This window comes from Nitratireductor aestuarii (assembly GCF_014641695.1).
Classification (GTDB): domain Bacteria; phylum Pseudomonadota; class Alphaproteobacteria; order Rhizobiales; family Rhizobiaceae; genus Chelativorans; species Chelativorans aestuarii.
Genome location: NZ_BMIF01000002.1, coordinates 294,948 through 315,723, shown reverse-complemented (window position 1 = coordinate 315,723; position 20,776 = coordinate 294,948). Strand labels below are relative to the sequence as shown.

Here is a 20,776-nt window from a genome sequence, read left to right as displayed (position 1 = left end):
AAGGCCACCGGATGTGCATCCGATGGCCTTGTTGTTGAATACGGGTCAGTTCAGTTCGAGATCAACCGCGCTTCTTCTTGTCTTCCTGCGCGATCTGGCTCCAGCTGTTGTTCTGGGCCAGCATGCTGCGAAGATAGGCGACATTGGCCTGCGCCTGTTCACGGGTAAGTTCGCGTGCTGCGATCTGCTCGGCCTCGCCGAAACGTCCCTGAAGACCGACCACCAGCGCATAGTTCTGGCGGACGCGGCTGTCGGCGCCCGGCGCTTCCGCTGCCTGCTTCAAATAGACTTCGGCAGACTGCAGATCACGCTGCAACAGGTAGGAAATGCCGAGGTTAGAAAGCACCGAAGCTTCGTTCGGCTGGATATCCAGCGCACGACGGTAGAGTGCCCGCGCCTGATCAGGCTGCCCCAGCTGGTCAAGGATCGCACCCTCGGCGGACAGTAGCCGCCAGTCCGGATATTCCGGCGTCTGTGCGCGGCGGACTGCATCGAGGGCCGGCTCCAGCTCGCCTGATGCCGCCAGCGCCTTGCCGTAAGCAGCAAGCACTTCACGATCCTTCGGATAGTCGATGGCAAGCTTGCGCATCACCGCAAGCGACTGGTCGGTGCGCCCGCTGATCTGCAGCACGTTTGCGTATTGCAGCGCCGTGCCCTTGTTCTTCGGATCGCGGACATAGGCTTTTCCGATGCTGTCGGCAGCGGCATCGAGCTGCGGCCCCGACATGCTTGAAAAACTATTGCCTGAAGGGTTCGCGGCACGCGCCTGCGAGACAGAGCCGGTGGTGATATGATCGCGCCGTCCGGTTGAACAGCCCGCCACCACTGCAGTCAGGGCAAGCGCCACCAGAACTTGAGCGAACCGCCCCTGCGCCGCCTTCGTTGTCGTCGTCTTACGCATACACCGCCCCTGCGAACTGCTTGTACGTTCCGCAGAGTCATATTTGGTTAACCCTAACTATGAGTTAACGCATACCGCCTTCGGCGTAGCCGAAGGCCTACTCAACCTCTTCCGAAGGGGTATCTTCCTCGGTCGTATCCTCGTCCTCGTCGCCTGCCGCATCCACGCACCAGGGGCTCGGGCTCTCCGTTGCCTCGCCGGCCGGCAGCAGCAGAGCTTCTGCCAGAAGGCCCACCGCATAGCGTTCAGCGCCCATACGATTGAGGTGATCGGTGTCGGAATAGTTCTCGTCACCGGGAAGCGCTTCTGTGTGGTCGATCACGCATACCCCCTGGGCCTCCGCCACCGCCTGAACACGGTCGAGCACTGCCTGATGCGTCTCCGGCAGGCGGGACGTGTAGCGCGGCGGCACGGGCATCTGCAGCAGGATGAACTCGCTACCGGCCTGCTTGGCGGCAGCCGCCATGGCGGCAAGGCGGTCGACATAACCCTGCATCAGCGCTGCTGATCCGTTGGAGAAGAGATCGGCAACGCGCTGGTCATCGATGTTGTCGTCCGGGCTGTACGTCTGGTCGAAGTTTGCAACCAGTGCTTCCGACCGGTCCACTCCGGAGCTTGAGGGCCGATTGATCCTGTCGAAGCCCGCCAGATAGGACGCCACATTGCGCCAGGCGATCCCTTCCGCAAGGAATGTATCCAGGATTGCCCGGTCGAATGGCGTGTGCGCGTAAAACTCGCTGTCGTTCAGGCGCTCTTCGTTCCACCGCGGCGAGAGAAATGCGAAGGTGTCGAGCACATAGATCACTGTTCGGGGCTTCGACTTCTTGAGAAGCGCGTCAAGGATCACCGCATTCGGCACCACGCCGCCACCTTCGATCGCCATGACCATGAGGTTGCGTCCTGACGTCTGTTCGATCAGCGGTTTGATGCCGTCGAAGCCGAGCGGCATCGCATGCGAAGCGCCCAGGATGACGACGTCACTGCCCTGTTCTGCATTCATTGCAATCTGGAAGAAGGGATTGTGCTCGCCCTTTTCCGTCTCTCGGATCTTCGTATCGGCATAGGCCAGGAGAGCGATGTAAAGCAAAAGCCCAAACACTACGAAGATCAGGGCCCATTTCCAGATTGCGCGCATTGTGCTGACTTTGGTCTTTCCCTGGGGCAACCCGGCCTTATACGCCATCGTGCCGCCTCAGAATCGCATGGAGACGAGTTTCGTTGCGCCCCAATGCCCCGTCATGGCCAGCGAGGCAAGTCCGCATGGTAGACAGATCAGCGCACCGAACAATGAGTGACGGCGCATACCACAGGCTTGGTGAACAATCATACCCCGCGCATAAAATTGGCGGCTGCGACGCTGGTTTCGCTCACATTTCTGCCCGATTGAGCGCGGCACAGTCCTGCCTTCCTTGGCCATCGGCGATAGCCTACCGGCTGCCCGTTGTGCTACTTCATGCCTGCATCATTCAGTGAGGAATCAGCCATGCCGCTTGAACTTGTTGCCCAGAAACCTGCCGACTCGCTTCCCGTCTACCTGGTGCGAGGCAGCAACCTTCAGGAGTCTGGCGCGGATGAAACGGCGTGCGCTTGGGGAGAGGCAAACGGCTTCAACGGCTCGGCCGGAGCGCTCCTGCCCATTCCTGGCGTCAATGGCAAACTGGCTGGCGCCTTCTTCGGCCTCGGAAAGAATGGTTCGGACCCGCTTGCTGTCGGAAAACTCGCGCGTGCCCTTCCGCAGGGAAGCTGGCACTTCGCGACCCAGCCCGACAACCCGACGCTCGCAGCACTCGCATTGAAGCTTGGGGCCTACGCCTTCACCCGCTACGGTGCGAAAGCGACGCCGGAGATCACCTTCACAATCCCTGGGGGTGCTGATGGCGCGGCCGCCGACTACATCGCAGAAGGCGCATACCTCGCCCGCGACCTCGCCAACACCCCGACGAACGACCTCGGCCCGGACGACCTCGAAGCGGCGGCTCGTAAGCTGGCGGAACGCCATGGGGCGGAGTTTTCCTCCATTGTCGGTGACGATCTGCTGGCGAAGAACTTCCCGCTAATCCACGCCGTCGGCCGCGCTTCCGCCGTTGCCCCGCGCCTGATCGATTTCACCTGGGGCAAGGCTGATGCTCCGAAGGTGACGCTGGTCGGCAAGGGCGTCTGCTTCGATACCGGCGGCCTCGACATCAAGCCGCCGAGCTCCATGCTCCTGATGAAGAAGGACATGGGCGGTGCAGCCAATGTTCTGGGCCTCGCCCACATGATCATGGCGGCAAAGCTTCCGGTCCGCCTGCGCGTTCTCATCCCGGCTGTCGAGAACTCCATTTCCGCCAACGCATTCCGCCCCGGCGACGTGCTGACGAGCCGCAAGGGCATCACGGTCGAAATCGGCAACACCGACGCAGAAGGTCGCCTCGTTCTTGCCGACGCGCTGTCGCTGGCGGACGAGGAATCGCCCGAAATCCTGCTCGACATGGCGACGCTGACTGGCGCTGCACGTGTGGCGCTCGGCCCTGACCTGCCGCCTTTCTACACGGACGATGAAACTTTCGCCTCCGCAGTTGCGCAGGCTGCCGGCGAGACGGCCGATCCGCTCTGGCGCATGCCGCTCTGGAAGCCCTATGCCGACAAGCTGAAGTCGCGCATCGCCGACATCAACAATGTCACGACGGACGGCTTTGCAGGCTCCGTCACAGCAGCGCTCTTCCTGCAGCGCTTCGTTGAAAAGGCCGGCACCTGGGCGCATTTCGACATCTTCTCGTGGACGCCGGTCGAGAAGCCCACCTGCCCGATTGGCGGTGAAGCGCAGGCGATCCGCGCATTGCATAATGCGCTGAGCAACCGGTTCGGAAAGTAAGAACCAATGTCCGAGAGCAAGGTCGAGAAACAGCTAGATCGCCGACTGAACGCCTTCCGCCCCGACCTTGCCGATGCCCGCCTGGCTGGTCAGGTGCAGGCCGACCGATACGTCGACGGTGAAACCTTTTCCGTCGGCGTTCCGGTTGCCCGGGTGCATATGGCGCCCGACGCCGCTTCGGGCATGGACACGCAGTTCCTCCACGGTGAGGAACTGAAGGTTTTCGAACGCAGGAACGGCTGGGCCTGGGTGCAGGCCCAGCGCGATTCCTATGTCGGCTATGTGCCGGAAAGCAGCATCGTGGAAGGGAGCTTTTCTGCCACCCACATCGTCTGCGTTCCGCGCACCTTCGTCTACCCGGAGCCCGACTTGAAGCGACCTGTGCTGCACGCTCATAGCATGGGTGCGCTGGTGAACGTCGTGGATGAGCTTGAGGTGCGTGGTACCCGCTACGCCATTCTGGATGACAATCGCGCGATGATCCTGCGTCACTTGCGGCCGTTGAATGAAGTGTCCGCAGACTACGTCAGCATAGCCGAGCAGTTGATCCACACCCCTTATCTTTGGGGTGGCGCAAGCGGCATGGGAATCGACTGCTCCGGCCTTGTCCAGCTTTCAATGCGGATGGCTGGGAGACCGGTTCTGCGCGACACGGATATGCAGGTCTCAAGCATCGGCGCACAGATCGATCCGGAAAGCACTCCATTGCAGCGCGGTGATCTCGTCTTCTGGAAGGGCCACGTGGCGATCTGCACTTCGGCCGATGAGATCATCCATGCGAATGGTTACACCATGCAGGTCTCCCGAGAGCCCTTGGACGAGGCCATCAACCGCATCGAGCCTCTCTACGGACGCCCCACGCTATTCTGCCGGCCCTGAACCTTCCGGCTCAACCGCCGGAGTCTCGATGTTGCGGTCGGCGGTATCGCTCGTTCCCTTGACGAAGATGACCACTTCATTTCCCTCGTCAAACTCGGCTGCGATGATGTTTGTGAGCATGATGGAGCGCGAATCGATTGCGTGATAGAAGATCGCGCTGCCTTCAATTGACTCGCGCAGCAGCGTGATATCCGCCTCATTCTCTTCCAGCACCTTGGCCAGGTTTTCGTCGACCTCAGGTACGAACACGATTTCCAGCGAGTCTATATTGTAGGCCTTGCGGGCAAATTCGGCACTCTTGCGGGAATTCGCGATGGCTTTGGCCACGCGATCGATGTCGCCTTCCTTGCTCACCTCATCCGTCTTCACGTCGGAGCCAATGATGGCGTCGATCGCTCCTTCGCTTTCCAATCCTTGAGCGACCACGGGGAAGCGGCCAAGGCTCATCGCGATGAGCGCAACCGCAATGACCGGAACGATCTGCCTTCCGATGGCGGAAAGCGGATGCACGATCGAAAAATTCATCAGGCATATCTCCCTGTTTGGGACGGGGAACCTTGGCAATCCCTGGCGGGGCCACTGGTTCCATCAGGAAGCGGAATCCGGCCTTACCTCAGCACCAGGTCCGCAGGTCTCCGGCGCGCTCGGACACGCGCCGCGTTCGGCAAATCGTTGTGCTCCACCTTCTCCACGCCTTGCGGGATATGCTCCCATCGTGAGAGCAGCCGCTCTCTTATCTGGTCATCCGGAACATCCAGATAGATGGAGAAGTCGAAAAGCCCATCGAGCGTAGCCCAGGGATCCTCATCTAGGAGCAGATAATTACCTTCGACAAGGATAACGCGTGTATCTTTTCTGACAATAGCCGCACCGGCGCGGGCAAGCTCCATCGACCGGTCAAATACGGGGATCGCCACATCCCGGTCAGCCGCCCGAATCCGCTCCAGCGCCACCCTGAAACCGTCGAAGTCGAACGTTTCCGGAGCGCCCTTTCGCGCCAGAAGGCCTTTTTCCTGTAGCACCGCGTTGTCGAAGTGGAAGCCGTCCATGCCCACCACGGCAACCCGCTCGCCCTGCTCCGACAGCCTCTCGTATAGCGTCTGCGCAAGGGTCGACTTGCCCGCAGCAGGTGGCCCGGCTATCGCGACGATGAAGCGATTGGAACCTTGCGCGCGCTCAAGGATGGCCGAGCCGAGCTTGTCGGTGTCTTCAGGAGAAGGGGTCAACGAGCTCAGAACGCCTTGAAGGTGAGCGTCGTCAGAGAGCGCACGATCCCAGGCACATTGGCGATATTCTCGTTGATGAACTTGCCGACGTCCTGATCGTCCGGGATGTAGACCTTCAGCAGCAGATCGAAATCGCCGCTCGTGGAATAGAGCTCGGAAGCCACCTCGCGTTCATAGATCGCATTCGCCACTTCGTAGGTCTTGCCGGGCTGGCAGCGCAGCTGAACAAATACGGGTCTCATGGCTTCCTTCCGTTGAAATCACGTAGAGGGATTGGTTTAAGGTTTGCCTTTCCTTTGCCTCTGTCAATCATACCTTACAAGTGCCTATCGGCGATAGTTGCTGGGATCAGTGGTGCAGACCACAGCACCGTCGCTTTCAGTTGTCCGTGCTAAGACGTGCGTAATACCGCGCAGGCTTTGCAACCGCCGACGAGATATCGCATATTCAGATCATGATTGAGACGATTCAGAACAGACGCGATTACGAAAATCAGTTACGGGCCGCGGGCGTGCGTATCACCCGCCAGCGGCAGGTGATTCTCAGAATCCTGTCTGAAACTGAAGACCATCCCGACGCCTTCGAGATTCTGCAGCGCGCTTCCGCCATCGATCCGAGCATTTCGCTCTCGACGGTCTACCGCACGATGAAGCTGCTGGAGGAAAAGGGCGCGATCCAGCGCCACGCATTTGAGGGCGGACGCGCTCGGTTCGAACAGGCCGCCGGCCACCACGACCATCTGATCGACGTCGATACCGGCGATGTCATCGAGTTCCACTCGCGCAAGCTGGAAGCCCTGCAGGAGGAGATCGCCCGTCAGCTTGGCTACGAGATCGTCCATCACCGTATGGAACTCTACGCCCGCAAGTGCCGCTAGGCGATCGGCGAGATTGAACAACCCCGGAAACCACGAAGAACACGGGACAGAAAAATATGAGCACTGCGGATATCGGACTGATCGGCCTTGGCGTGATGGGCGCAAATCTGGCCCTGAACATCGCCGAAAAGGGCTTTCGGATTGCCGTTTACAATCGCACCACGGCCCGCACCCGCGAATTTGTCGAGGCAGCAGGAAGCCTGGCAGACAGGATCGTCCCCTGTGAGACGCTTGAGGAGCTCCGCGACGCAATCAAGCCGCCCCGGCCAATCATCCTGATGGTGGCAGCCGGTGCCGCGGTCGACCAGCAGATCGAAGGCCTGAAGCCCCTGCTCCAGCAGGACGACATTATCATCGACGCGGGCAACGCGAACTTCCACGACACGCGGCGTCACATGAATGAGCTTGCGGGAACCGGCCTGCAGTTCATCGGCATGGGCGTTTCAGGCGGCGAGGAAGGTGCCCGCCACGGTCCGTCGATCATGGTTGGCGGCCCGGAAGCCTCCTACCGCCGCATTGAGCCGGTTCTGGATGCCATTGCCGCCCGCTATAAGGGCGAGGCCTGTCAGGCATGGGTTGGTCCGGACGGCGCCGGCCATTTCGTCAAGACGATTCACAACGGCATTGAATATGCTGACATGCAGATGATCGCCGAGATCTATGGCGTCCTGCGCGATGGCTACGGCCTTTCGGCGGGCGAGATCGCGCCAATCTTTGCCGAGTGGAACAGGGGCCGTCTCAACTCTTATCTGATCGAGATCACCGCCCATGTGCTTTCGGCCACCGACAGCGTCTCGGGCGAGCCTCTGGTGGACATGATCCTCGACCGCGCAGGCCAGAAGGGCACCGGCCGCTGGTCGGCCATCGAGAGCCAGCATCTGAGCGTCCCCGCCACGACAATCGAGTCGGCAGTTGCAGCCAGAAGCCTTTCGGCCATGAAGACGGAACGGCAGCTGACGGAAGAGCGCTTCGGCGCATCCGCGCGCGGTACATTGGCGCCGCTCTCGCCGGAAAAGCTGGAAATGCTGGAGCAGGCGCTCTTCGCCGGCAAGATCATCGCTTATACGCAGGGCTTCGCCGTCATGGCAGCGGCGTCTCGTGAGTTCGGATGGAACACGCCGCTCGGCACAGTGGCCCGAATCTGGCGCGCCGGATGCATTATCCGCTCACAATTTTTGGGAGAGATTGCCAAGGCGCTGGATGTGGCCACCGATACCCAGAACCTGCTGCTGACCGAGCTGTTCTCAGGCTATATCGAGACGTCTCATCCCCATTTGCGCCGTCTGGTGGCGGAAAGCGCGCTCGCCGGACTGCCGGTCCCGTCGCTCGGCGCAGCACTGGCACATTTTGATCAGCTGCGGCGCGGCACAGGTACCGCGAATCTCATCCAGGCGCAGCGTGATTTCTTCGGCGCGCATGGTTTTGAACGGATTGATGGCGACGGAACGCACCACGGAAACTGGCTGCCATTGGCCGGATCTGAAGCGGAATCATAGGCTTATAAAAAAGTGCCGCCGTGGCGGAGGGGAGCCACGGCGGTCTTTTCATAGTCGCGCGCAACCCGGAGAGGGGAATAGGCTGTCGCGCAGTTGCCAGAAAGGCGGGGGACGGGCCTTGGCTGGCATTCGGCGGAATATTGCCGATACCGCTATATGTTGCGCGACAAATAGGCAATTCAAGGGCAGCGTAGTTACAATTCGGTAATAATTTTATACTGGACAAGTTTGCCGTTCTTCTTTTGCCCACTGGAAATTGCAAGGATCACTTGTTTGTGATGGACAACAACCACCCATCCCGCTACCCGTGAAGCCATGAAAAAGGGTGATCATCTTTTCCTCGTCGATGGCTCTGGGTACATCTTCCGGGCTTATCATGCGCTGCCGCCGCTGACCCGCAAGTCCGATGGGCTCCCCATCGGTGCGGTCGCAGGATTCTGCAACATGTTGTGGAAGCTCCTGCGGGATGCGCGCAACACCGATGTCGGCGTAACGCCAACTCACTTTGCGGTGATTTTCGATTATTCGTCCAAGACCTTCCGCAACGAGCTCTACGGGGAATACAAGGCTAACCGTACGGCCCCGCCGGAAGATTTGGTCCCCCAGTTTAGCCTCATCCGTAAGGCGACGCAGGCCTTCGGCCTGCCCTGCATCGAGATGGAAGGCTTCGAGGCGGACGACCTGATCGCCACCTATGCGCGCCTTGCCACCGAAGCTGGCGGCGACACCACCATTGTGTCCTCCGACAAGGACCTGATGCAGCTCGTCAATGACACCGTGTCCCTCTACGACCCGATGAAGGACAAGGAAACGCGCATCCCCGAAGTTATCGAGAAATGGGGCGTTCCGCCGGAAAAGATGATCGATCTGCAGGCGCTCACCGGCGACTCCATCGACAACGTCCCTGGCGTTCCCGGCATCGGCCCCAAGACTGCCGCCCAGCTTCTGGCTGAATACGGCGACCTCGACACGCTGCTTTCACGCGCCCACGAGATCAAGCAGCAGAAGCGTCGCGAAAACCTGATCGCGCATGCTGAAAGTGCCCGCCTCTCGCGCGAGCTGGTGACGCTGAAGAAGGACGTACCGATTAAGGAAGGACTGGAGGATCTGGTTCTCACGCCCACCAACGGGCCGAAGCTGATCGGCTTCCTCAAGGCGATGGAATTCGCCTCGCTCACCCGCCGCGTTGCCGAGGCGACCGATACGGACGCCTCTGCTGTGGAAGCCGCATACGTCGAGGTGCAGAAAGCCGAAGAGGCTCACGGTCCCGACATGGATGTGACGGTTACGGCCACGGCTCCCGGCGAATCAAGCTCGGGCGGCGATGTGACACCGGTCCGCGGTGAAGAGATCGACACGCCCGAAAACCTGGCGAAAAGCCGCGCAGCCGAAATCTCGTCGCTGCCGATCGACCACACCGCCTACACCTGCATCCGCGATATCGCGACGCTTCAGCAATGGGTTGCCCTTGCGCGCGAAACCGGCACACTTGCATTGAACGCCCTGCTCAACTCCAACGATCCGATGCAGGCCGAGCTTTGCGGCATCTCGATCGCGATCGCTCCGGGCCGCGCGGCCTATATCCCGCTCGCCCACAAGGAGCGTGCGGAGGATCTCTGGGGCGGCGGAAGGCTGGACGGCCAGATCGCCGAAAAGGAAGCACTGGAGGTGCTGCGCCCGCTTCTCGAGGACCGCTCGGTTATCAAGGTAGCGCACAATCTGAAGCAGGACTGGCTGGCGCTTTACCGCCGCGGCATCGAAGTCGCCCCCTTCGATGACATCATGCTCATCTCCTACGTACTTGCAGCAGGGGTAAATGCTCACGATCTTGAGTCGCTGGCAGACAAGTGGCTGAGCCATGCGCCCATGTCGTTCAAGGACTTGGTGGGCAGCGGCAAGGCGAAGATCACCTTCGACATGGTCGATCTGGAGCACTCCACCTCCTTTGCGGCCGAACATGCCGACATCGTGCTGCGCCTCTGGGAGATCCTGAAGCCACAGCTCGTCGCCGATCGCATCGTTTCGGTTTACGAGCGCCTGGAACGACCGCTCATCCCCGTGATTGCCCGCATGGAGCATCGGGGCATCTGCGTCGACCGCAACATCCTCTCGCGCATGTCGGGCGATTTCGCCCAGCAGGCAGCGGCGATGGAAGACGAGATCTACGAGCTTGCCGGCGAGCGCTTCAACATCGGCTCACCCAAGCAGCTTGGCGACATCCTCTTCGGCAAAATGATGCTGCCGGGCGGCTCCAAGACGAAGACCGGCCAGTGGTCCACCTCCGCTCAGGTGCTGGAGGAGCTCGCAGCCGAAGGCCTTCCGCTGCCGCGCAAGATCGTCGACTGGCGCCAGGTAACGAAGCTGAAATCCACCTACACGGACGCGCTGCCGGGCTTCATCCACCCGACGACGAAAAGAGTGCACACGTCCTATTCGCTGGCATCCACCACGACAGGCCGCCTCTCCTCGTCCGAGCCGAACCTTCAGAACATCCCTGTTCGTACTGCGGAAGGCCGCAAGATCCGCACCGCCTTCATCGCGCCCCAGGGACGCAAGCTGATTTCGGCCGACTACAGCCAGATCGAATTGCGCGTGCTGGCCCACGTGGCGGAAATCCCGCAGCTGACACAGGCCTTCGCCGATGGTTTGGACATTCACGCCCTCACGGCTTCCGAGATGTTCGGGGTGCCGGTGGAGGGAATGCCGGCCGAGATTCGCCGCCGCGCCAAGGCCATCAACTTCGGCATCATCTACGGCATCTCCGCCTTCGGCCTCGCCAACCAGCTTGGCATCCCGCGTGAAGAGGCTGGCTCCTACATCAAGCGCTACTTCGAGCGCTTCCCAGGCATTCGCGACTACATGGAGAGCACCAAGGCTTTCTGCCGCGAACATGGCTATGTCGAAACGATCTTCGGCCGTCGCGCGCACTACCCCGACATCCGCGCTTCCAATCCATCGATTCGCGCCTTCAACGAACGCGCGGCGATCAATGCGCCGATCCAGGGGTCCGCGGCCGATATCATCCGCCGCGCCATGGTGCAGATCGAGGGAGCACTGGCAGACGCCGGCCTGTCCGAGATCCAGATGCTTCTGCAGGTCCACGACGAACTTCTCTTCGAGGCTCCGGAAGAACTGGTAGAAACGGCCATTCCGCTGATCCGCCATGTCATGGAACAGGCTGCCGGCCCCGTTCGCGCCCTTTCCGTGCCGCTCAAGGTGGATGCGCGGGCTGCCGACAACTGGGACGAGGCGCACTAAAGCGGTTCCAGGAAAATTGGAAACGGTTTTCCGTCCGGAACCGCGAGAAGGCAAAGAGATAGAGCAGTTTAGAATTTCTGTGAAAATCTGATCTGGTCTAGGCCGAATCGCTCCCTGCAGGCGCGGCGATTCTTCCGCGCCTGCACAGGACGACGCTTCAGCCTCCTCTCTCCTCATCATGCATAAGCTTCCCGAACTCGCGACAAACCGAGGTGTTAAGCTACGCCTGGGGAAATCATTTGGCCCTGGCTCAGCCCCAGACGGCTTGCATCAGGTCAGGCCACATTTTCTAGCCCGCTTCAGGTTCTCAGAAGAAGATACTAACAATTGTTAAGCTGTTAGTACTTTGAATCTCTACTTCCCATCGACCGCAGAATAAATCTACTATTCCTTGGTAGCCCAAACCAGGTACCTCCACATGGGAGAGTGGAGCGCTCATAACAGTTTTCACATGATACAATCTTTTGCATTTATACAACCCCTTCACACTTAGGGTTGTAAAAATCTGTTTTTGACCATACTTTGCCAATGCTTTTACATTGGCAACTTTACCTTTGTTGTATTTTTATTAGTTTCAGGGTGCCCTTGATGATAGAAAATAAGCATTGCGCAGACCTTACCCAGCTCGAACGCCCCAACATGGATGCCCTCCGCGGAGCCATAGGCTACGCTCTGCGTCGAGCCCAGCTTTCCGCGTTCGAGGATCTGATTCACGCCTTGGAGGAAGTCGATCTCCGCCCCGCCTACTTCTCGGTACTCTACGTGATCAGTGAGAATCCGGGGCTCAACCAGTCGGAGATCAGCACTGCACTCGGAATCCAGCGGACCAATTTTGTCACGATGGTCGACAATCTTGAGAAGCAGGGCCTGATCGTGCGTCAGCCCGCCAAGCGCGACCGTCGCTCTCACGCGCTGCACCTGACGCCCAAGGGAATCGCCGTGTTCAACCGCGCCCGTGATCTCCATACTGAGCATGAAGCCCGCCTGATCGAGAAGCTTGGGCCGAATGGGCGCGAGCAGCTGCTGCCCCTTCTGTGGCGCATCGCCGACGAATAAAAGAGCTGCAGGAAAAGAAAATCCCCATGATGCGCATCGCATCACGGGGATGATTCTTGAGCCGGAAATACCGAGCCAATGCTCAGTAGTTTAGCCCAGATCAGGCACCTTGCGGACCGCACCCAGTGCAGCACTGGTGGTCATCAGCGCATAGGCACGCAGCGCAGCGGTGATCTTGCGCTTGCGCGGCTTGGCTGGCTTCCAGCCGAGCGCATCCTGCTCGACCCTGCGGCGCGCCATCTCTGCATCGTCGATCGCGAGGTTGATGGTGCGGTTCGGAATGTCGATCTCGACGATGTCGCCATCGCGGACGAGACCGATCGCGCCACCCTCGGCAGCCTCTGGCGAAACGTGGCCGATCGACAGACCGGACGTACCACCGGAGAAACGGCCGTCGGTGACGAGCGCGCAAGCCGCACCCAGACCCTTCGACTTGAGGTAGCTGGTCGGGTAGAGCATTTCCTGCATGCCGGGACCACCACGCGGACCCTCGTAGCGGATGACAACCACTTCGCCAGCCTTCACTTCGTTGCTCAGGATACCGCGAACCGCGTCGTCCTGGCTTTCGTAAACGCGTGCAGGGCCGGAGAACTTCAGGATCGACTCATCCACGCCGGCTGTCTTAACGATACAGCCGTCGAGCGCGATATTGCCCTTGAGAACGGCCAGACCACCATCCTTGGAGAAGGCATTCTCGACGCGGCGGATGACGCCCTTTTCACGATCGAGATCGACTTCGGCCCAGCGGCGGTTCTGGCTGAACGCCACCTGCGTCGGCACGCCACCGGGGGCAGCGCGGAACAGCTGATGAACCTGCTCGCTATTGGAGACGCGAATATCCCACTTCGCGATCGCTTCGCCCAGCGACGCGGTGTGAACCGTCGGCGACTCGCGGTTGAGCAGCCCGCCACGGTCGAGCTCACCCAGGATCGCCATGATGCCGCCGGCGCGGTGCACGTCTTCCATGTGCACATTCGCCACGGCCGGAGCGACCTTGCAGAGCACCGGAACCTGACGCGACAGGCGGTCGATGTCGTCCATGGTGAAGTCGACTTCACCTTCCTGCGCGATTGCCAGGATGTGCAACACGGTATTGGTCGAGCCGCCCATCGCAATGTCCAGCGCCATTGCGTTTTCGAAAGCCTGCTTGTTCGCGATGGCGCGTGGCAGGACATTCTGGTCGTCCTGACCGTAGTAACGCTCGCAGAGCTCGACGATTTTGCGGCCAGCTTCGAGGAAGAGCTGCTCGCGATCCGCATGCGTTGCAAGGACAGAACCGTTACCGGGCAGCGAAAGGCCGAGTGCCTCCGTCAGACAGTTCATCGAGTTTGCCGTGAACATGCCGGAGCAGGAGCCGCAGGTCGGGCATGCAGAACGCTCGATCGCCTGCACGTCGGCATCGGAGATACGCTCGTCGGCAGCGGCAACCATCGCATCGACCAGGTCGAGCGCAGTTTCCTTGCCGTTCAGAACGACCTTGCCGGCCTCCATGGGGCCACCGGAAACGAAGATCACCGGAATGTTGAGCCGCATTGCGGCCATCAGCATGCCGGGCGTGATCTTGTCACAGTTCGAGATGCAGACCATCGCGTCGGCGCAATGGGCATTGACCATGTACTCGACGGAGTCGGCGATGAGTTCGCGCGAAGGCAGCGAGTAGAGCATGCCATCGTGGCCCATCGCGATACCGTCGTCGACGGCGATCGTGTTGAATTCCTTGGCCACGCCGCCGCACGCTTCGATCTCGCGTGCAACGAGCTGGCCGAGATCCTTCAGATGCACGTGCCCTGGCACAAACTGGGTGAAGGAGTTCACCACAGCAATAATGGGCTTGCCGAAGTCGCTGTCCTTCATGCCGGTGGCGCGCCAAAGGCCACGAGCGCCGGCCATGTTTCTGCCGTGAGTGGTAGTGCGAGAGCGTAAGGGTGCCATACTGAAGATCCACATAAATAGGTCGTGTCTCCTATATATCTCTATGGCCTGAAATACCACCCTGCATTCGCCAATCTCGGAGAGGTGGTTCGATTCGGGTTGAGCCTTCCGATTCGGTCGCGATTCGCGACTGCGATCGCTTTTCCCCATCCATTTTGCCGGCGGTGTAAAATTGAAACCCAAGGCTTTCCGGTCTTTTTTTAATTCGTGCTGCGGGAAAATGAAAAAGTCTGCGAAAGCTCGTTGACAGGACATGATCCACCCCTTAGATGGCAGCTCATCAAAACAAGCCCAGGTGGCGGAATTGGTAGACGCGCACGGTTCAGGTCCGTGTGCCGCGAGGCGTGGAGGTTCGAGTCCTCTCCTGGGCACCATCCGCATTAAGATTATGAAGTCGCATCGGCGACTTGCGGCGTGTCGGTACCAGTTCCGGCACGGCTGGAAGCAAATCGCTTTCATTGCGGATCTCACTGCTCTCGCTCCACCGACCCACTCATTTCAGGCAAGGCATTCGCCTGCTGGAGTGCTATAATCAAGCGTTCTCAAGCGGAGGCTCTGGATGAGGAGTGAGACCGCCTGAAGTACGATATGCGAGAAGTGGCGATTGGCGCATCGCCTATCAGGTCGTGGGACAAGGCTCCTTCGACCTCGTGTTCGTTGACGGGTTCATTTCCAATCTCGAAGTGCAGTGGGAAGATCCGGGCTTCAACCATCTCGCCAATCGGTTGTCCGCCTTCTCGCGGCTCATCCTGTTTGACAAGCGCGGCACAGGCCTGAGCGATCGCGGCGACCCAACAGAACTCCCCGGGCTCCAGACTCATATGGATGACCTGTGTGCCGTGCTGGACGCAACCGGCAGCGGCAAGGCGGTGCTTTTCGGTTGCGCCGAAGGGGCTGCGATATCCCTCCTGTTCGCCGCCAACTACCCTGATCGTGTGCGGGCGCTTGTACTCTATGGCGGCTTCGCCAACTCCATGGAGTATCTTGCGCAGACGGAATTCATGGCCACCATCGAGAAGTCCTGGGGCAATGGCTTCTCGCTTCAATATTTCTCGCCGGGGCGTTTCAACGACCCGCGCTTTCGCGAGTGGTGGGGCCGGTTCGAACGGCTGAGCGCCAGCCCGCGCGCTGCCATGGCGCTCGCCCTGATGAGTACAGCAATCGATGTCAGCAGCGCCCTGCCTCATGTCGTTGCATCGACACTCATCCTGCATCGCACGAACGACGTCAGCGTTCCCCAGGAGGCGGGACACGACCTCGCGCAACGGATCCCTGGCGCAAGGTTCCTGGCGCTTCCGGGCCGTGACCATCAGGTTTGGACCGGCGACACAGACGAGGTTGCCGATGCGGTCGAGGAATTTCTGACGGGAGCCCGCCCTGTTCGCCATCACCACCAGTTGCTTGCCACACTCCTGGTCGCCCGCATTGTCCAGCATGCCACGCAAAAGGCGATCGGCGGTAACGGTGATTTGCTGCAGCTCATCCACAACATTACCGAACGGATCGCCGGCCGCTATGGCGGCCATGTCTCCGAAGGCGTGGAGCCGGAGATCCTCGCGCACTTCGATGGACCTTCACGGGCCGTTCGATGTGCAGTTGAACTGGTCCGGGAAGCCTGCGAACTCGGCATAAAATGCAGCTGCGGACTCCACATCGGTGAAGTAGAGGTGCACCGAACGAGCTTTGCCGGAGATGCCCTACGCGTTGCCCGTGAAATAGCCGCAAAGGCAAAACCCGGTGAGATCCTGGCGAGCAGCATCGTCACTGACCTTTCCCCTGGCGCGGGCCTCCACTTCGTTGAGCGCGAAAGACTGGGTGAGCGATCCGAGCCGCCGCTCCGCCTCTTTGCAGTGGTGCCCGAGCATCTGGAACCGCAGCTGAAACTTGAAAACCCCGCCATCGAGGTTCTGACGACGCGCGAGCGTCAGGTGCTGACGCTGGTGAGCGAGGGCCTCAGCAACCCGGCCATTGCCACCGAGCTCCACTTGAGCAACCACACCGTCAAGCGGCACGTGGCGAACATCCTGCTCAAGCTCGACCTCCCGAGCAGGGCTGCGGCAGCGGCACTGGCCGCCAAACAGCAACAAGCCTGATGGCCCGAAAGGGCCAGATGCAGAATGGCGCGCTGGGTGGAAGCGGCACACATCGGCACGTGGGAAAGTCGCAGCTGCAGTACACCTGAGAGGGCGTGCAGCACATGGAGGAAAAAATGATGACGACTCAATACGCGACTGCCGCAGCCGTAGCTATTGCGGCCACCCTGGCGCATGTTCCAGCAGTGAGCGCCGACGATGCCGATGCTGACGCCACCTACAAGGATATCGAGGCTACGCTCGGATCAGTCCCGAGCTTCTTCAAGGCCTTTCCGGAATCAGGCATTGCCGGTGCATGGACGGAGTTCAAGTCCATCCAGCTGAACCCGCAGAGCGCTCTGGATGGCAAGACCAAGGAGCTGATGGGTCTTGCCGTCGCCGCGCAAATCCCCTGCCAATACTGCATCTATTTCCACACCAAGGCCGCCATTGCCAATGGCGCGACAGAAGAAGAGGTGCGTGAGGCCGTGGCGATGGCGGCGATCGTCCGCCACTGGTCCACGGTACTGAACGGGATGCAGATCGATCAGGCAGCCTTCAAGCAGGAAATGGATGCGATCTTCGCCCGGGCCGCCGAAAAGGAACCGATGAGTACAACCAAGTGAGCAGCTTGCGGAGACTTTAAGCTCACCGCACCTGCCTCTCCAGGAGGAGAAAAGAAAATGCCCACGACAACCGTTGAACGCGTAAACGGCGCCGCCATCAAGCAGGCAATCGAAAATCGTGATGGACGCCGGCTTGCAAGCTTCTATGCGGACGATGCCCACCTGAAGGTGATCGACCGCAACAACCCGCCTAGCCGACCCCGTGAAGTGCATGGAAAAGCAGCCATCGCCACCTTCTGGGACGACATCTGCAGCCGTGCCATGACTCACAAGGTTGAAACCAGCATTGCAGAAGGCGACCGGCTCGCTTTCAGCCAGGCCTGCACCTATCCGGATGGTGCTCGCGTCTTCTGCCTCGCTGTGCTTGACCTGGAAAACGGCAAGATCGCCAATCAGACGGTGGTTCAGGCTTGGGATGAGTAGAGCATGAAGCAGATGAACGTGACCGGTGACCGGCCACGTTCATCTGTGGAAGTGGATTGTATGTATCAGATCAACGTTGCAAGGAGCTTAGTTGGGAGTCCCGGCTCCGCCTGCTCCGTCGTCGGCGCCGGCGCCATCACCAGGCGCGTCCTGATTATCACCGTCGCCCGGATTGTTCGGATCGTTGGGATTGGAAGGGGTACTGGGGTTGTTGGGATCATTTTCCCCAGGGCGTACGTTTGATCCGTCTGTGTCAGACTGTTCCTCGCATTGCCCCTGCGTATTGTATACGCCGCTTTCACAGTCGCCCTGACCAGGCGCTGCTACCGGTGGTGGCGGAGTGGTGGTGTCCTGTGCCTGGGCAGGGATCGCCGGGAGGATCAGGCCAAGGGCCAGTATGGATGCCGTATAGGTTCGTTTCATCGCAATTCTCCGGTTTCGATGTTCTGCCCCCCTTTTCACACCCTCCATGACTTCCAGAGCCGCCATATGTTCCAGAGAAATTCGGCCATCACCTACGTTTACGGCCAGGATGTATATTCATCCTCCTCTGAATATGCGTTTACCCAATCGTGACAGCACACTGCCCCACCATATCGAACCTGTGAAACACGCCGCTCTGAACTGCGGCGTGGCCGAGTACCTGCCACGCTGCGGATGCGTTGCGGTGATTTACCGGCAAGCCTGGTCGTCAGCACCCGACTAGTCAGATCCCCCCGCATTCACATCTCCAACCTCTGTCACACTGCCCGGATCATCGTCTCCGATTACACTGTCTTCGGAGTTTGGTTTATTCGGGTCGCTCGCCAAATCAGAAGTGCCGCCACCACTATCATCAGACTGCTGCTCGCACTGCCCAATGGCGTTCATGCGGCCGTCTGCGCAGGCGTCAGCGGGCACAACCAGCGGCGGAGTTGTCGTCTCTTGTGCCTGAAGCGGCAACACCGGAATGGCTAACCCGAAGGCCAGCAAGGAAGCTGCGAAGCGTTTCATGGTCCTACTCCATGAGTACAATCGCCCTCCCGCAGGTCAGCGTCTTGCTCCTCAACCTTGCTCGTTTCCAGACACGCTTCGACTATAGGTGAAACAATCCGCGCGCTAACTCCAAGCGTCAGAAGATCGGGCGTTTGAAGACGAAAAATATATGAACAAAAACAAATCCCCGGCTTTCGCCGGGGATGAAATGATCCTGTATCACAGGTGAGTGATCGTCGTGTCAGAGGCAGCCGTCGGGGCCGGCGCCGTTCGGGCATCCCCGCTGCCGGGTGCGATTACCACCCTGGCTGATTGTCCCTGTACGTCTGCGATTGTCATCCTCAGCTTGCGGGCGGGGTGGACGCGGCCGATCTACACCTGGCGGCGGAGGCGGAGGAGCTCCAGCACCCGGACGCGGCGGACGCGGACGATCTACACCCGGCGGCGGAGGAGGAGGGGCACCCGCGCCTGGACGTGGCGGACGCGGACGATCCCAGCCTTGCGGCGGTGGCGGAGGGGCACCCGCACCTGGGCGCGGCGGACGCGGACGATCCCAGCCTGGCGGTGGTGGAGGCGGAGCGCCAGCGCCTGGACGCGGCGGACGCGGACGATCCCAGCCCGGCGGTGGTGGAGGCGGAGCGCCAGCACCTGGACGCGGCGGACGTGGAGGCCCGTAATCCGGGCGAACTGGACGCCAACGGTCCCGCTCACGGTACCATGGGCGGTCGCGATACCAACGGTCCCAGTAGTTGCCAAATTGGAAGGTGATGATCGGGATGCCGATGCGTGGAGCATAATCGGGCAGATAGACGCGCCGGTCATTGTACAGCATCTGCAGGTAACGGCCGCTTACCCAACCTCTGATCCCGCGCCAGGTGGTGTCGCACCAGCTCCAGCCCGTTGTGCATCCATGCACATCGACAGCAGCTCCATCTGGGAGCGTCGTCACGGCGGGGTACTGCGTGCTGGGCCCGGCCCGCATGTTCACATTCGCTGTGGTGTAGGCATTTTGAGCCAGCGCAGCGCCGGTCGCCAACCCCATAAATGCTGCCGCTGCGAGCAGCGTGCGAAAATTCATGTCCGATCTCCTGTAGAGAACTGCGTTCGGATAAACGTGCGTCGGAAATCAATGGTTCCAACTACGGCGCTTATAAGACCATCAGCGAACGAATTCGCTACAGAATAGTTTTCCGGCTAAATTCATCAATACCGCAATGGCGGCGCCAGAATGCAGGCCTCAAAGGATCTCGCCCGCCTCCGGACCGGATGTGTAGTATTCGATGTAGCGCGAGGGGATGTTCTCTACCGGCAGGACGACGAGCACGTCTGTGGTTTCGAACTCCGTGTCAACAACGCAACCTTCACCGAACTTCGCACCGAGCCGCAGGTAGCCCTTGATCAGAGGCGGCATGGCTGTGAGCGCCGCCTTCGGTTCGAGCTCGTCCTGCCGCAGGAGCTTCATCTCGGAAAAGCGATCGCATCGCGCGCGCACATGCCACTCATTCTCCGTCTGGAAGTTGTGCGCGAGAAGCGAGAGCGCCTGCGCATGCTCGACGGGTTCGATCCCGTGGAAGGAAGCGCAGCCCACCATGACGTCGATGCTGTTGCGGCGGCAATAGGACCAGATGCCCTGCCACAGAAGCTCGATCGTACGCTTTGAGCGGTAGTCGGGCAGAACGCACGAGCGGCCGAGCTCCAGGAAACGTCGTCCGGGATGGCGCGCCACCAGCTCGGTAAGTTCGAATTCGCTGTCGGAATAGAACCCGCGCGTTGCCCTCTCCTGAGGCAGCAGACGATAGGTCCCGACGATCGCACCGCCCTCACCCGCGGCGGTGTCCACGACGAGCAGATGATCGCAGATCTCATCGAAATCGTCCGCGTCCCGGTCTTCTGTGAAGCTGCGGGAGGTGCAGGCTCCCAATTCGCGCACGAAGACATCGAAGCGAATGGCTTGGGCGGCAGCGACATCTGCAGCGCTTTGGGCGAGGCGAACTTCAAGGCTGCCGATCCGTCCGAGCAGAACCCCGTCGGCTCCAGTGGGAACGCTGGCCACGGGGTATTCCGCCGCCACAGCTGCATCCCGCCCCCGCGTATTGCCGTCCAGTTGAACGCTACTCACAGTCAAAGTCTCCCGGCCACTATGCCCCATTACGGGTCCGCTACGACAGGAACATGACAGGACCATGGACCTGAGATGCTCA

At 60.3% G+C, this 20,776-nt stretch carries 19 protein-coding genes, 1 tRNA gene and 1 pseudogene; 10 read left to right on the top strand and 11 right to left on the bottom strand.

Features of this window, described 5'->3' with window-relative positions; genetic code table 11:
- Nucleotides 1–61 precede the first annotated feature (61 nt).
- Together IEX27_RS05175 and IEX27_RS05170 are read right to left on the bottom strand one after the other, a co-directional pair.
- A complete protein-coding gene (locus tag IEX27_RS05175) occupies nt 62–901 on the bottom strand; it encodes a tetratricopeptide repeat protein (protein ID WP_188719869.1) in 840 nt (279 codons plus the stop codon).
- Between the two features lie 97 nt (nt 902–998).
- Nucleotides 999–2,084 (bottom strand): SGNH/GDSL hydrolase family protein, encoded by a 1,086-nt coding sequence (locus IEX27_RS05170; protein ID WP_188719868.1) that lies wholly within the window; start codon nt 2,082–2,084, stop codon nt 999–1,001.
- A 300-nt stretch (nt 2,085–2,384) separates the two neighbouring features.
- On the opposite strand from IEX27_RS05170, the gene IEX27_RS05165 reads away from it, so the two are divergent.
- Together IEX27_RS05165 and IEX27_RS05160 are read left to right on the top strand one after the other, a co-directional pair.
- Nucleotides 2,385–3,755: a leucyl aminopeptidase family protein gene (locus IEX27_RS05165; RefSeq protein ID WP_188719867.1), complete on the top strand. Its 1,371-nt coding sequence runs from the start codon at nt 2,385–2,387 to the stop codon at nt 3,753–3,755.
- Between the two features lie 6 nt (nt 3,756–3,761).
- Nucleotides 3,762–4,634, top strand: coding sequence for a C40 family peptidase (locus IEX27_RS05160; RefSeq protein ID WP_188719866.1), 873 nt, complete (start codon nt 3,762–3,764; stop codon nt 4,632–4,634).
- Here IEX27_RS05160 and IEX27_RS05155 read toward each other — a convergent pair.
- The 3 genes from IEX27_RS05155 to IEX27_RS05145 all read right to left on the bottom strand — a co-directional run bounded on the left by IEX27_RS05155 (nt 4,617) and on the right by IEX27_RS05145 (nt 6,102).
- On the bottom strand, nt 4,617–5,159 hold the full coding sequence (locus IEX27_RS05155) for a hypothetical protein (protein WP_188719865.1): 543 nt from the start codon (nt 5,157–5,159) through the stop codon (nt 4,617–4,619). The genes IEX27_RS05160 and IEX27_RS05155 overlap by 18 nt on opposite strands.
- Nucleotides 5,160–5,242: 83 nt before the next feature.
- The gene (locus IEX27_RS05150; protein WP_188719864.1) at nt 5,243–5,860 is read right to left on the bottom strand and encodes a nucleoside/nucleotide kinase family protein; all 618 of its coding nucleotides are present in this window, start codon (nt 5,858–5,860) and stop codon (nt 5,243–5,245) included.
- A 5-nt stretch (nt 5,861–5,865) separates the two neighbouring features.
- Complete coding sequence (locus IEX27_RS05145; protein WP_188719863.1) at nt 5,866–6,102, bottom strand: Lrp/AsnC ligand binding domain-containing protein; 237 nt, start codon at nt 6,100–6,102, stop codon at nt 5,866–5,868.
- Nucleotides 6,103–6,314: 212 nt separating this feature from the next.
- Between IEX27_RS05145 and IEX27_RS05140 the strand changes: the two genes are divergently transcribed.
- The 4 genes from IEX27_RS05140 to IEX27_RS05125 all read left to right on the top strand — a co-directional run bounded on the left by IEX27_RS05140 (nt 6,315) and on the right by IEX27_RS05125 (nt 12,547).
- Nucleotides 6,315–6,737 (top strand): Fur family transcriptional regulator, encoded by a 423-nt coding sequence (locus tag IEX27_RS05140; protein ID WP_188719862.1) that lies wholly within the window; start codon nt 6,315–6,317, stop codon nt 6,735–6,737.
- A gap of 56 nt (nt 6,738–6,793) precedes the next feature.
- Nucleotides 6,794–8,233, top strand: a complete 1,440-nt coding sequence (gene gnd, locus IEX27_RS05135; protein ID WP_188719861.1) for an NADP-dependent phosphogluconate dehydrogenase — start codon at nt 6,794–6,796, stop codon at nt 8,231–8,233.
- A gap of 315 nt (nt 8,234–8,548) precedes the next feature.
- A complete protein-coding gene (gene polA, locus IEX27_RS05130; protein WP_188719860.1) occupies nt 8,549–11,491 on the top strand; it encodes a DNA polymerase I in 2,943 nt (980 codons plus the stop codon).
- Between the two features lie 588 nt (nt 11,492–12,079).
- Entirely contained in the window at nt 12,080–12,547 is a 468-nt protein-coding gene (locus IEX27_RS05125; protein ID WP_244630220.1) for a MarR family winged helix-turn-helix transcriptional regulator, read from the top strand.
- A 90-nt stretch (nt 12,548–12,637) separates the two neighbouring features.
- Here IEX27_RS05125 and ilvD read toward each other — a convergent pair whose 3' ends face one another.
- Complete coding sequence (ilvD, locus tag IEX27_RS05120) at nt 12,638–14,479, bottom strand: dihydroxy-acid dehydratase (RefSeq protein ID WP_188719859.1); 1,842 nt, start codon at nt 14,477–14,479, stop codon at nt 12,638–12,640.
- Between the two features lie 289 nt (nt 14,480–14,768).
- On the opposite strand from ilvD, the gene IEX27_RS05115 reads away from it, so the two are divergent.
- The 4 genes from IEX27_RS05115 to IEX27_RS05100 all read left to right on the top strand — a co-directional run bounded on the left by IEX27_RS05115 (nt 14,769) and on the right by IEX27_RS05100 (nt 17,600).
- Nucleotides 14,769–14,853 (top strand) — tRNA-Leu (locus tag IEX27_RS05115).
- A 192-nt stretch (nt 14,854–15,045) separates the two neighbouring features.
- A complete protein-coding gene (locus IEX27_RS05110; protein WP_188719858.1) occupies nt 15,046–16,572 on the top strand; it encodes an alpha/beta fold hydrolase in 1,527 nt (508 codons plus the stop codon).
- Between the two features lie 116 nt (nt 16,573–16,688).
- Nucleotides 16,689–17,177 carry a carboxymuconolactone decarboxylase family protein gene (locus IEX27_RS05105; protein ID WP_210315500.1) on the top strand — a complete coding sequence of 163 codons (489 nt, stop codon included), beginning with the start codon at nt 16,689–16,691 and terminating at the stop codon, nt 17,175–17,177.
- Nucleotides 17,178–17,234: 57 nt separating this feature from the next.
- The gene (locus tag IEX27_RS05100) at nt 17,235–17,600 is read left to right on the top strand and encodes a nuclear transport factor 2 family protein (protein WP_188719857.1); all 366 of its coding nucleotides are present in this window, start codon (nt 17,235–17,237) and stop codon (nt 17,598–17,600) included.
- A gap of 87 nt (nt 17,601–17,687) precedes the next feature.
- Here the strand turns inward: IEX27_RS05100 and IEX27_RS05095 are convergent, their stop codons facing one another.
- The 5 genes and pseudogenes from IEX27_RS05095 to olsB all read right to left on the bottom strand — a co-directional run bounded on the left by IEX27_RS05095 (nt 17,688) and on the right by olsB (nt 20,694).
- On the bottom strand, nt 17,688–18,023 hold the full coding sequence (locus tag IEX27_RS05095; RefSeq protein ID WP_188719856.1) for a hypothetical protein: 336 nt from the start codon (nt 18,021–18,023) through the stop codon (nt 17,688–17,690).
- Between the two features lie 279 nt (nt 18,024–18,302).
- Nucleotides 18,303–18,593, bottom strand: a complete 291-nt coding sequence (locus IEX27_RS05090; protein WP_188719855.1) for a hypothetical protein — start codon at nt 18,591–18,593, stop codon at nt 18,303–18,305.
- A gap of 414 nt (nt 18,594–19,007) precedes the next feature.
- On the bottom strand, nt 19,008–19,286 hold the full coding sequence (locus tag IEX27_RS21310; protein WP_244630249.1) for a hypothetical protein: 279 nt from the start codon (nt 19,284–19,286) through the stop codon (nt 19,008–19,010).
- A 133-nt stretch (nt 19,287–19,419) separates the two neighbouring features.
- A pseudogene (locus tag IEX27_RS21545) lies at nt 19,420–19,557 on the bottom strand (SH3 domain-containing protein); the annotation flags it as partial.
- A gap of 255 nt (nt 19,558–19,812) precedes the next feature.
- Nucleotides 19,813–20,694 (bottom strand): l-ornithine N(alpha)-acyltransferase, encoded by an 882-nt coding sequence (gene olsB, locus IEX27_RS05080; protein ID WP_373869861.1) that lies wholly within the window; start codon nt 20,692–20,694, stop codon nt 19,813–19,815.
- Between the last annotated feature and the right edge of the window lie 82 nt (nt 20,695–20,776).